At 41.3% G+C, this 13,136-nt stretch carries 8 protein-coding genes; 7 read left to right on the plus strand and 1 reads right to left on the minus strand.

Annotated elements, in window-relative coordinates; genetic code table 11:
• The first annotated feature begins 2 nt into the window (after positions 1–2).
• On the plus strand, positions 3–1,508 hold the full coding sequence (locus F8C76_RS00615; RefSeq protein ID WP_152130010.1) for a RagB/SusD family nutrient uptake outer membrane protein: 1,506 nt from the start codon (positions 3–5) through the stop codon (positions 1,506–1,508).
• A gap of 152 nt (positions 1,509–1,660) precedes the next feature.
• Here the strand turns inward: F8C76_RS00615 and F8C76_RS00620 are convergent, their stop codons facing one another.
• Entirely contained in the window at positions 1,661–2,389 is a 729-nt protein-coding gene (locus tag F8C76_RS00620; RefSeq protein ID WP_129654195.1) for a FadR/GntR family transcriptional regulator, read from the minus strand.
• A gap of 142 nt (positions 2,390–2,531) precedes the next feature.
• Here F8C76_RS00620 and F8C76_RS00625 point away from each other — a divergent pair, with 142 nt between their 5' ends.
• From F8C76_RS00625 to F8C76_RS18620, 6 genes are all read left to right on the plus strand, one after another.
• Positions 2,532–3,698 (plus strand): n-acyl-d-glucosamine 2-epimerase, encoded by a 1,167-nt coding sequence (locus F8C76_RS00625; RefSeq protein WP_152130011.1) that lies wholly within the window; start codon positions 2,532–2,534, stop codon positions 3,696–3,698.
• Positions 3,699–3,710: 12 nt separating this feature from the next.
• Positions 3,711–5,297 carry a sialidase family protein gene (locus F8C76_RS00630; protein WP_249042329.1) on the plus strand — a complete coding sequence of 529 codons (1,587 nt, stop codon included), beginning with the start codon at positions 3,711–3,713 and terminating at the stop codon, positions 5,295–5,297.
• Positions 5,298–5,300: 3 nt separating this feature from the next.
• Positions 5,301–7,301 carry a family 20 glycosylhydrolase gene (locus tag F8C76_RS00635; RefSeq protein WP_152130012.1) on the plus strand — a complete coding sequence of 667 codons (2,001 nt, stop codon included), beginning with the start codon at positions 5,301–5,303 and terminating at the stop codon, positions 7,299–7,301.
• Positions 7,298–9,907, plus strand: a complete 2,610-nt coding sequence (locus F8C76_RS00640; RefSeq protein WP_152130013.1) for a sodium:solute symporter family protein — start codon at positions 7,298–7,300, stop codon at positions 9,905–9,907. The genes F8C76_RS00635 and F8C76_RS00640 overlap by 4 nt, the downstream gene beginning before the upstream one ends.
• Positions 9,908–9,910: 3 nt before the next feature.
• On the plus strand, positions 9,911–11,428 hold the full coding sequence (locus F8C76_RS00645) for a sialate O-acetylesterase (protein WP_152130014.1): 1,518 nt from the start codon (positions 9,911–9,913) through the stop codon (positions 11,426–11,428).
• A 1,247-nt stretch (positions 11,429–12,675) separates the two neighbouring features.
• Positions 12,676–13,101, plus strand: a complete 426-nt coding sequence (locus tag F8C76_RS18620) for a helix-turn-helix domain-containing protein (RefSeq protein ID WP_165357363.1) — start codon at positions 12,676–12,678, stop codon at positions 13,099–13,101.
• Positions 13,102–13,136: the final 35 nt, after the last annotated feature.

A 13,136-nucleotide genomic window follows, 5' to 3' on the forward strand; every position in this document is an offset into this window, starting at 1 on the left:
AAATGAGAAAGTATATAGTAATATCAATAATAATATTGGGCCTCTTAGCTTGCGAAAGTGAATTGGAACTGGTAGCGCCAAGTGAATTGACAGTGGCTGGGTTTTGGGACACCGAGGAAGGTGCAAGAACGGCCCATACAGGATTGTATGCTGATTTAAGGGATGCCACAGGAGGGTTATGGTCACTCGGTGAAATACGAAGCGATGTATGGGGAGGGAGAACCTATGAAAGCCCCGCAGATGTGTCCTTGATAGAATCCAGCTTTACGGTCTCAACCGCTCCTTATGGGGGCTGGGCTGGACTTTATACCCAGATTCATCGAATCAATGATTTCTTACTTAATATTCAGGACATAAACTTTTTAAACGAGTCCGATAAAAGCCATTTAATTGGACAAGCCTATGGATTAAGGGCATTGTATTACTATACCTTGTTAAAATCCTGGGGTAATGTTCCCATTATTTTGGAACCTTTGGCAACCGTTGACCCAGCTGGACTTAGCAGGGAAAGGTCCTCCCAAAGTGATGTCATGGCACAAATTAAGTCGGATATTGAAGCTTCCTTGAGCGCTTTTGGTTCTGACAATAGTTTTTGGGCAGGCAACAAGAATTTTTGGAGCAAGGCGGCCACCTTGGCGCTCAAAGGCGATGTGTATATATGGTCCGGGAATTTGATGGGAGGTGGAAATGCCGATTTTACCGAAGCTAAAACAGCCTTGCAACAAATCGCTTCTTTTGGGATAAGTCTGGAACCCACAATTGATAATTTATGGGGAGTACCAAACGAAGGGAACAGTGAGTTCATTTTTGCAGTGCAATATCAACGGGATGAAGCCTCTAACATTTATAACAGTTTTACAGGTAGAAGTACAGAGATCAATCCCCAGTTTAACGCCATGGGAGAATCCATGAGCGACTTTATCATTGCAGGGGCCAATAGATATGGGCAATCTGAAAAGACCATTTTGCTGTTAGATGACAATGATGATGCTAGAAAGGATGCAACGTTCATTAGATTGTATACGGATGACAATGGCGGTACCGGTTATCCCACCTATAGCGAGCCTACATATTTTGGATCGATACTTAAAAAGTTTTTGGGGCAAGTGGATGGATCTGAGCGGATTTTTGAAAATGATGTACCGTTGTACAGATATGCCGATGTACTCTTGCTATTGGCCGAAGCCAAAAATCTTCTTGGAGAAGACCCTTCGGGTGAGATCAACCAAATACGGCAAAGAGCTTATGGAGCCAATTATGATCCGGGTACCCATGGTTATGTGAATGGTTCCCAAACCGATAATGCCAATGCCATCTTGGACGAACGTTACAAGGAGTTTGTAGGGGAGGGAAAACGTTGGTGGGATCTAAGGCGAGCTGGAGACAGCTTCGTGATAGATAATGTAAGTTTTCTAAATCCTGGTGATGAGTATAAACTTGTATTGCCCATTACGGAGGATATGATAGGTAGGAACCCATTGTTGGATCAAACACCTGGATGGCAGTAAAATCTAATTGATTGATTTGAGTTAGTTAGTTTAGTTTAGTTCAAGTGAAAGGGCCCGATAGTAGTCGGGCCTTTTTGTGTTTTATGATGTAAATCCCAAAGGGATATCAATGGTCTCCAGTTTTCTTGGCCCTCTGTTTTTTAGAAGAGGTGTTACTTCTTTCCGTTTTTGAAAATATGGTCAAAATGGGGTTCTAAATGTCTTCGCATGGCATTTCTAAAAGTCTCTGGAGTGCCTACTTTTAGATTGTCCAAAAGCATCCTGTGGGTCACAAACGTGCCTTTCGTATAGTGATAGTCATCCAGATTACGATTCTTGGTCTCTTTCAAGTAAACATATTCAAAAACAGGTAAGAGCAAGCCTTGGAACCTTTGTAATGTATCATTCTTGGAAATTTGGTAGAGTTTTCCATGAAAGGCAACTTCCTTGTCCAAAGAAAATCTGGCCTTACCTGTACTGGTGGCTTCTTCCGCTTCCACAATTTCTTCAAGCTCCTCAAGTTCCTTTTGGGTCTTGTGTTCAAAAAGAAAGTCTGCCATACCCATTTCAAGGATCATCCGAAGCTCAAACAGATTTTTTAAGGTCTTCGTGCCCAATAGGGTAGGGTCCATGATCCGCTCAAAATTGTTGATGATGTCGGGTTGCTTTAAAATCATTCCCCGATGTTTTTTTGATTCTATCAGCCCCAAGGTTCGTAACCGCAATAAAGCTTCTCGCACAACAGTTCTACTTACCCCAAGGTTGGTGGCAAAATCCAATTCCTTTGGAATGGGGTCGCCAGGCCCAAGATTATTCTCCTTGAAAAATTCCAACAACCTGATTTCTACTTTATCAACCAGTGAAAGGGTATCTACTGGCTTTAACTTTTTTAGTGGCTCCATAAAGCTTTTGGTTAACTGTAATGGGATTGAAATAGCAGGCAAATTGCTGGAATTTGCCATACTTTAAACATAACATCTTTTTCCTCTGTTGTGACAAAGATATTTAAAATATATTGTATGTTTGCATTATGTCATACATAATATGAGATATTCTAAAGTTTACAAAAGTGCACTCTTTGGAGATGTGATCCCTTTTTGGGAAACCCATTCAGTGGACAAAAGGAATGGGGGTTACTTTACTTGCTTAAATCGGGAAGGAAAGGTTTATGACCATGATAAATTTGTATGGCTGCAAGGTAGACAGGCTTGGTTGTTCTCTATGCTGTATAATTCTGTTGAACAGAAGCAAGATTGGTTGGATATGGCCAAGACAGGAATCGATTTTTTGAGAAAATTCGGAAGGGATGGCCACGGCAATTTTTATTTTTCCCTCACTCGTGAAGGAAATCCATTGGTACAACCGTATAACATATTTTCCGATTGTTTTGCTGCAATGGCCTTTTCCCAATATGCCAAGGCCACGGACGATGAAGAAATGGGAAACTTGGCAAGGCAGATCTATAATAACATTTTAAGTAGGAGGGAGCAACCCAAAGGGCCATATGAAAAAGCTACAGGAAATAGACCTTTGAAAAATTTCGCCTTGCCCATGATACTTTCAAACTTGGTTTTGGAGCTTGAACATGTACTGGATCCAAAGGAAGTTGAGACGACGATTGACATTTGTGTTGATGAGGTTATGGAAGTGTTTTTAAGGGAAGGCTCTAATCTAATATACGAATACGTAAACCCGGATGGGTCACTCAACAATTCTTTTGAAGGCCGACTCATCAATCCGGGCCATGGTCTTGAGGCCATGTGGTTTATAATGGACATAGGGGTGCGGCGTAATGATTTGGGATTGATTCAAAAAGCAAAGCAGACCATACTCAGTTTGTTGGACTTTGGATGGGATGAACAATACGGCGGAATTTTTTACTTTAAGGATGCCATGGGCTACCCGCCGCAACAATTGGAACACGATCAAAAACTCTGGTGGGTCCATTTGGAAGCCTTAGTAGCCTTGGCTAAGGCTTATGAACAAACAGGGTGCGATAAAATTTGGCAATGGTATGAAAAAGTCCATGAATACACTTGGTCACATTTCCCCGACCCGGAAAATGGGGAGTGGTTTGGATATTTAAACCGTCAGGGAGAACCTCATATAACGCTCAAGGGAGGGAAGTGGAAAGGTTGTTTTCATGTACCAAGGGCCCTGTATCAATGCTGGAAAACATTTGAAAGAATAGAAAACAAAGAAAATAAATAATCAATGGGATTGGTGAAGAATAAACTCGGGATGACAGTTACGGCCTTAGCATTGGCAGGGATTATATCATGTGGACAAAAAAAGGATGCCGGAATCCAAATAGAAACACTGCAGCCAACTATGCCAGTTTTGGCCAAGAAGGAACGGAATGCAATTTTACATATGGGCATAACCTTGACCGATACTTTGGAAAGTAGGCAGCTGGAAACCTTTACATTTTCATTCGAAGGTACCACGGATATCAATGATATTGCCCAGGCAACAGTTTTGTATGGTGAAACCGGCAACATGGAAGAGGAAACTGTTTTTGGCACAATCACAAAACCAACAGCAACATTTACCATCACGGGGAGTAGTCCCATACGGTCCGGTGAACATAATTTTTGGCTATCTGTTGAATTGAAGGACATCCCGGAATTGACCCATAAAATAAATGCTGAGCTTGTATCTATAAAGCTTAATGATGGAACTGAGGTGAGACCCAAAATTACTTCAGGGATGAGTCCCCAACGTATAGGAATCGCCCTTAAGCAAGCAGGTGAGGATAATATTGACACCTATCGCATTCCCGGTCTGGCCACCACGAATAAGGGAACCTTGATTGCGGTGTACGATAATAGGTATAATGACCCGGTGGATCTTCAAGAAGATATTGATGTTGGGATGAGCAGAAGCACGGACGGGGGGCAAACGTGGGAACCTATGAAAGTTATCATGGATATGGGAGAGTACGGAGGTCTATCAGAAGATCAGAACGGTATTGGAGATCCCGCAGTGCTTGTAGACAAAAACACAAATACCATTTGGGTGGCGGCCCTTTGGCTCCATGGTCATCCAGGAGAGCGTGCATGGAATGCTTCCCAGCCTGGAATGTTACCAAAGGAGACAGGCCAACTGATTTTGGTAAAAAGTGAAGATGATGGGGTTACTTGGTCCAAGCCCGTCAATATCACATCCATGACCAAGAAACCAGAATGGCAATTGTTTTTCAATGGGCCGGGCTCCGGGATAACGATGGAGAACGGGACGTTGGTCTTTGCCGCACAGTACAAGGACAAGGACAGGGTACCGCATTCCACTATCATCTACAGTGAAGATGGTGGTCAATCTTGGACCGTTGGAACAGGGGCAAAATCTGAGACTACCGAAGCGCAAGTGGTGGAAATCTCCAATGGGGTTCTCATGCTGAACATGAGGGACGATAGAAATCGGTCCAATCGAAACGATTCCATCAATGGCCGGTCTGTGGCCATAAGTAATGATATGGGCAAAACTTGGGAAGAACATCCAACTTCCCGAGAAGCATTGATCGAGCCCAACTGTATGGCGAGCATAATTGTTTATGAACATCCTGAACGGGGAAAAATCCTGTTCTTTTCAAACCCCAATTCAAAGACCAAACGGAACCATATCACCATAAAGACCAGTTTCGATGGTGGAATGAGCTGGCCGGAGAAGAACCAGCTAGAACTTTATGAAGAAGGAACGTATGGTTATTCCTGTCTTACCATGGTTGATGAAGACCATATCGGAATTCTCTATGAAGGAGTCAAGGAGCTATATTTCCAAAAGATTCCGATTTCTGATTTGATACAATAGGCCATGGAGCGTTTAAAAAAAGCCTTTGCCCTGTTTTCGATACTCATTTCTTTGTTGACCATCAATACCTTATGCTCACAAAATTTTCAGTCTAAGTTTACCGTTGAAACACTGAATAATGCTCCTGTAAAATTGATTCCCTTTCCCCAAAAGGTGGAATGGGGTAAAGGGGTACGATTGATTTCATCTTTTCGGGTGGAGACGGATTCAACTTTGCCCTTGTCAATTCAGTCCGAATTGGAGTCCATTTGTCGTGACACAGGAATCCTAATGGATGGTAAGGCCACTGATACAATACATTTCCATAAAGACCCTTCCCTTCCAGATGAGGGATATGATCTTACTGTTACAGAAATGGCAATTCATATTACCGCTGCTACAGAAGAAGGTCAATATTATGCCCTACAGACCCTAAGACAATTGATTTCCCATCAGGAGAATGTTATTTTACTCAATCAATGCACTATCTCAGATTGGCCTGCCTTTTCCATAAGGGGCTATATGTTGGATGTTGGGCGTAATTTTCAAAGTATCCAATCGCTCAAGGAACAATTGGATGTGATGGCGAGGTACAAATTGAATACCTTCCAATGGCATTTGACCGATAGACCGGCATGGCGTATTGAAAGTAAGGTCCATCCAGAACTCAATGACCCCAAAAATCATAGACCTTCGCGAGATCCTGGCAGGTTCTATACCTATGCTGAAATACGGGATTTTATTGAATATGCCGCTGAACGACAGATACAGGTAATACCGGAAATAGATATGCCTGGGCATAGCGATGCCTTTACAAAGGCTACCGGATATAAGATGGAGTCAAGGGAAGGGATTAAAATTCTTGAAAGGATTTTGGAGGAGTTTTTTAATGAGGTTCCCAAAAGCTACTGTCCAATCCTACACATTGGTTCAGATGAAGTTGAGATCGAAGACCCCAAAGGATTTATGGACCACATGGTGAACTTTGTTCGGGAGCATGATAGGGACGTCATGGTTTGGAACCCGGGACTGGAAGCCGATAATGATGTTATCCGTCAAACTTGGAAGCCTAATAATGTGGGCCACATAGGGTACAGGGAAGTAGATTCTTGGAACAATTACATCAATAATGGCGATCCGTTCATCCATATCCCAAAACTTTTCTTTAAGCCCATCGGAAATGGTTCAAAAAATAAAATATTGGGGGGAATCATTTGTTTATGGCCCGATGTCAATCTCAATGCAGAGCAAGAGGCCATCACTACCAATCCGTTGTATCCTTCCCTGCTCACCTACGCATGGACCACTTGGACTGCAGATGTTCAAAAGGCATCCAAAGATTATCTCACCATGGTACCCCCAAGGGGAAGGCTTGAAAATGAATATTTCGCAGCGTTCGAGAAATTCTTAATGCACCACAAAGAAGCTTATTTTAAGGATAAGCCCTTTCCCTATGTAGCACAGGCCAATACAATTTGGGAACTAATGGGTCCTATGGAGACGGCCCATAAAAGCAAGATTAAGAAGCTGGCAACCGGAAATACGGTCTATATCCGTGATCGTTTCAAACAGGGAGGCCAATTTCCAGAGGCCCAACCCGGAGAAACCTATATTGCAAAAACATATGTTCACTCCAGTAAAGAACAGGAAGTAGATGCCTGGATAAGTTTTGAAACACCATACAGGGCCAATAGGGTATATTCGGGTATTCCCCTAAGGGGAAAATGGGATGCGAATGGGGGTACAGTTTTGTTGAATGGACAGCCTCTGCCATCACCAGAATGGAAGAATCCTGGATGGAAACCCACAAAAACGGAAGGTTGGGGCACATTCCAAGATCAGGAAACACCATGGGAAAAAGAAGAACTGTATTGGACGAGGGAGCCCACCAAATTGTTTTTAAAAAAAGGATGGAACGAAGTGGAGATAAAAGTGCCTGGGACCAATTCATATCAAAATTGGATGTTCACTTTTGCCATAGGGCAGCAAGGCATCGAATTTTCCACTAAACCGGTTACCGAATGAAAAAAATAGTCGGCCATTTATTGATTGCAACCGTTTTATTGTTTGGATGTAATGTGAGGGCACAGCAGTTAGCTGATAAGGTCAAAATTGAAGAAGGAGTTGCATTGCCCTCAAAAATACAAGGTGAAACCGCTTTGGGGTACGCTGGAATGTTGGGAGGTCAATTGGGTGATGTGATTTTGGTAGCTGGTGGGGCCAATTTTCCCAATGGACGACCGTGGGAGGGAGGTGAGAAAGTATGGAGCGATGACATCTACCTTTTTGAAAACGGAGTTTGGCATAATGCTGAAGAGAAATTGCCAAAACCTTTGGCATATGGGGCATCGGTACAATTGCCCAACGGTATCTTATGCATTGGCGGTGAAAATGCAAGTAATACCAGTAATTTGGTTTTTCTGATAGGATATGACCCAAATAGCGGAAAAGTCACTTTTACGGATTATCCGCCTCTTCCTGAACCCTTGGCCTATACCACAGCAGTCCTTGAAGGAGGATATGTGTATGTAGCTGGAGGGAAAAACGATGACAGAAGTACCAATGCTTTTTACCGAATGTCATTGGAATCAGAAAAGTGGGAAAAGCTGCCTGACTTTCCGGGAGAACCACGCGCACTGCATGTGGCATTGGTTCAAGAAACCCAGCACTCCCGAAAACTCTTTCTCATTGGAGGCCGAAACCAAATTTCAGGTCAAAAATCAGTACCATTGACCTCTTTTGTCTCTTATGACCTTGGTAGTGGTACATGGCAGGAAGAAGGCAATATTGTCATTGATGGAAAGCCAAGGGTTGTCATGGGCGCATCGGGACAAGCAATGGGTTCCATGCATCTTTTGATTTATGGGGGATCGGATGAAATCCTGTTCAACAAGTTGGAAGAGATTGCCTTGCGGGTTCCATCGGAACAAAACGATTCCATTGTTGGAGGAATGATTCGAAAAAGAGATTCCATTTTGAACAACCACCCTGGATTTTCAAGAGAGATATTGGCCTATAACACCATAACCCAAACGTGGTTTGTGTACGATACGTTGCCCCTACCCCTTCCTGTAACGGCCCTTTCTTTTCCAATGACCGATAATCAGGGGCTTAGAATTGTTTCGGGCGAGATTTCCCCGGGGGTCAGGACACCAATGGTGCTGACCCTGACATTGGGAGAAGCTGCCAATCCATTTGGGACCACAAATTATATAGTACTGATAGCCTATTTATTGTTATCCTTATTGATAGGGGTGTATTTTTCCTATAAACAAAAGTCGACCAACGACTACTTCATTGGAGGCGGGCGTATTCCATGGTGGGCCAGTGGACTCAGTGTTTTTGGAACGCTGTTGAGTGCTATTACATTTATGGCCATACCGGCAAAAGCATTTGTCACGGATTGGTCATTTTTTATGCTGAATATGACAGCAATCATCATCACGCCGGTAATAGCGTTGGTGTTCATTCCTTTTTTCAATCGACTTAAGATTACCACGGCCTATGAATTTCTGGAAGAGCGTTTTAATTACTTGGCAAGGGCCTTTGGTAGTCTATCGTTTATTCTATTCCAGTTTGGGAGAATAGGGATTGTACTTTTATTGCCTTCGTTGGCGATAACCATTGTAACGGGAATCCCTGTGGAAACCTGTATTCTCATCATGAGCTTGCTTTGTATCGTGTATACGGCCTTTGGAGGTATCGAAGCTGTGATTTGGACCGATGTGATGCAGGTCATTGTTCTTTTGGGAGGAAGCATTCTGGCTGTGGTCTGGATACTGCTGAATACCGAGGCTTCTTTTGGGGAGATGGTCTCCTATGCTTCGGAAAGGAACAAGTTCAACATAGCCAATATGGATTTTGATTTTACAACCGCTACCTTTTGGGTCGTGACCATTGGCGGATTGGCATCGGCTTTGGTCACCCAAGGAACGGATCAGACCATAGTACAACGCTATTTGACCAGTAGTGATGTGAAAAATTCCAAGAAAACCCTGTATACCAATGCGGTATTGACCCTTCCGGCCACCATTATTTTCTTTGGATTGGGAACCTTGTTGTTCATTTTTTACACGGAAGCCCCGGAACGATTGTCCCCTGGCATTTCAAACAATGACTCCATTTTTCCATGGTATATAGTTAGGGAACTTCCCGTTGGGGTTTCAGGGCTGTTGGTGGCAGGTATTTTTTCTGCAGCAATGAGCAGCATAAGCAGTAGTCTTAATTCGGTTTCCACCGCTTTTTGTAATGATTTCTATAAACGTTTCTACAATGACGTTCCTGACAGAAAACTGTTGAAGATTGCACGTATTGCAACCGTGCTCACAGGTCTTGTGGGCATGGTGTTGGCCCTATGGATGGCCAATTCCAATATAAAATCCCTTTGGGATGAATTCTATCGCTATTTAGGATTGTTTACCGGAGGTCTGGGGGGTATGTTCCTCTTGGGGATTCTTACCAAAAAGGCCAATGGTGTCGGCACCCTTATGGGATTGGTGTCCAGCGCGGTATTGATATGGTACATAAATGCTTATACCGAAATCAGCTTCTTGATGTATGCTTTTCTTGGTATGGTATCCTGTTTTGTTTTGGGCTACATTTTTAGTTTGGTATTCAGAGAAAAGAATTGAAGGATGAAGGGTTTGTTGGCGTTTGTGTTTTGTCTTTTTGGAATCAATTTGATTGCTGCCCAATTGAGTTTACCAAGTTTCTTTAGTGACCATATGGTCCTTCAAAGGGATAAACCTATTCATTTTTGGGGCAAGGGTACACCTGATATGCTGGTGCGTGTACAATTCTTAAGCCATATCAAACAGGCGAGAGTGGCCAAAGACTCTACATGGAGTGTGTATTTTAAGGCACAAGATGCGAACAATCTACCTGGGGCCGTTCATATTTCCCAAGGACGGGAGAAAATTGTTTTGTCCAATATGTTGATTGGTGATGTGTGGCTTTGCATAGGGCAATCCAATATGGAATGGCCCATGGAAAAGGAGATGCACTTTGAGGAAGAACTCAAAAATATTGGCCAAACTTCGTTACGGTTCTACAATCCTACGTATGCGGGTAAAAATGTTTATAACAGGGTTTTTAGCGATTCCATTGGGAAAAGGTTACAGGTTGATAGGTTTTATGAGGGCAACTGGCAATTGAGCGACAGCAGTACCATAAAAACAATGAGTGCGGTAGGCTATTATTTTGGAAAAAAGATAGCCAAAGAAGAAAAATTACCCATTGGGTTGATCAATTTGGCCATTGGGGGAGCCCCTTTGGAAACCTTCATCAGCCTAACGACCTTAAAAAATGATCTTCAGTTTTCCGGGAAGACCAGAAAAGATTGGATACATAATGACAACCTACCTGTTTGGATACGGGAAAGGGCAACTCAAAATACCAAGACCGCAGCAAATATACCTTCCGATAGTTTGGGACCAAACCATGCCTATAAGCCTGGGTTTGCCTATTCCGCAGGAATAGATCCTATGTTGGGGATGCCCATAAGGGGTGTAATTTGGTATCAAGGGGAGAGCAATGCCCAAGAAATTGAACGCGTTCAAGAATATGCCGATTTGCAAGAACTAATGATTTTGGATTATCGGGAAAAATGGAGAGCACCCCAAATGCCATTTTATTGGGTACAGCTATCTTCCATTGATTCAACACAGTACAAATCACAATACTGGCCTCTTTTTCGGGATGAACAACGTAAAGCATTGGAGAGAATTAAATATGTAGGGATGGCTGTGTCCAGTGATATTGGGGCGAGGAACGATGTTCATCCCACCAACAAGAAAGATGTGGGAGAGCGTTTGGCCAGATGGGCCTTAAAAGATGTGTATGGCCATGAAGTAATACCTTCGGGACCGCTTCCCAAAAAAGCCATTTATAAAAATGGCCAGGTTATCGTGTCGTTCAAATATGGTCATGGACTTTCTCTAAGCGGCGGGCAATCCATTAAAGGTTTTTCTGTGGACGGAAAAAGCCAGATAGAAGCTTTTGTCGTGGATGATAACATTGTGATACCGGTTTCCAAAAGACCTGATTTTTTATATTATGGATGGCAACCATGGACAAAAGCCAATCTGATCAATTCTGAAAAACTACCAGCGTCCACATTTAAGATTAAAGTAGGGAGTACTGACAAAAATTAACTTTGTTGTTCACAGTCATATTATTTGTTAATTTTAATCAAAGGAAGGTCAAAGATTGATAATAGGAGACCAATTACAAAATTGGGAATCTATTTAGTTGTTTTCTAGGTAGATAGGGATTTTTTAGCGTTCTGCCACGATTTCTAGTATTCATAAGGCCTCAGAGAGTTTCTCCTTCCGAGGCTTATTTTTTTGCAAACATATTAAACATCTCATTACCTAACGTTTTTTAACTCTTCTTGATGAGATTTGGACATTTTTGAGGCTCTAAAAACAGCTATTTTGAATAATTTTTATTTGAAATAATCAATCTAAATTTAGACTTGACAATGCTTTATATGACAACTTCTCATTTGCCATATGATGCATACAAAAGTTAAGGTTATTAGAAATTGGATATATACATTCCATTGTACATATTTATTACGGTTATATTTGAAAAATATGTTTTTGGTTTTTCAGAGGAGTCTCAAAATTTAAATAGATGAAAAATCTTAATTTAATATTTTAACCAAAAAGAAATCTGTGAGAATGATAAGTTTTGTTGATTCTTAAACTTTTACATATTCTTTCTAACATTGCCAATGATTGATTTACTTCAAAAAATAACCCTGTTCAACTTCTTACTTTTCACTGTGCTTATCTGGTATCACAGAAAAAAGTTGGATGATGCTATTTTTATCTTTTCTTTTTTTCTTTTGGGAAAGGGAATTACTTTGATGAGTAATTTATTATTGGAAGGTTCAATTTTTTCGGGAAATGGATTTGCTTTTTATAGTGGTGTTTTATTGAATTCTTTTTTACTCTTCTACGCGCCTATTTTGTATTGGTTTACTTTGAATATTGTTCGGTCCGGGGTCTCAATTAAAAAGTTCATCCTACATTTTGTACCGTTTTTCATTTTTACCATACTTAATGTTATACTGGTTATCTTATTGGTGATAGGTGTTCGGAATTCTGGTTTTGAAAGCTTTTTAATGCTTAGGAATAATTTTCAATCTCTATACTTCTTACAAGTTGTTGCTTATACCGGTATATCTTTTTGGACTGTCCATAGAACTGAAAAACGCAATCCAAGTTTTAATAAAATGTTGAAATGGTTAAAACAGGTTCTCTTGTTGTTTTTGGCCATTTGGGTTCTGTTTTTTTCAAGTTCTGTGTTGCAAAACAATTCAACCTTCTCAGAAATACTGACATTGATAGGGGTCTTTTTCTTACTGTTACTATCCAATGCAACCATAGTTTTAATGTTAAGTAGCCCCGAGGTTTTTTACAACAACTTGTCCGTTAAGTTGAAGAAAGAACCCAACAATGATGTCATAAATAAGAAAGTCTACAACAGATTATGCGACCTCATGGTGAATAGGGAGTTGTACAAAAACGCAGATTTAAAAATTGGCGACCTTTCTACTGCATTGGGCGAATCCCCCAGAAATGTTTCCAGCCTAATCAATAATTTTTTTAAAGGCAACTTTTATGATTTTGTAAATTATTATAGAATAGAAGAAGCCAAATCACTTTTAAAAAATGGTAAAGACGATATGACCATTTTAACGATACTATATGAATCCGGATTTAACAATAAATCCGTTTTTAATGCAGTGTTCAAGAAAATGGTTGGTGAAACACCATCCGCCTATCGAAAAAACCATATTACCAAACTTTATGGGTAGTATTTTTTACAATCTTTTCTTTCAAACTCCCTGTT

The sequence above is a fragment of the Flagellimonas olearia genome (genome assembly GCF_009184425.1).
Classification (GTDB): domain Bacteria; phylum Bacteroidota; class Bacteroidia; order Flavobacteriales; family Flavobacteriaceae; genus Flagellimonas; species Flagellimonas olearia.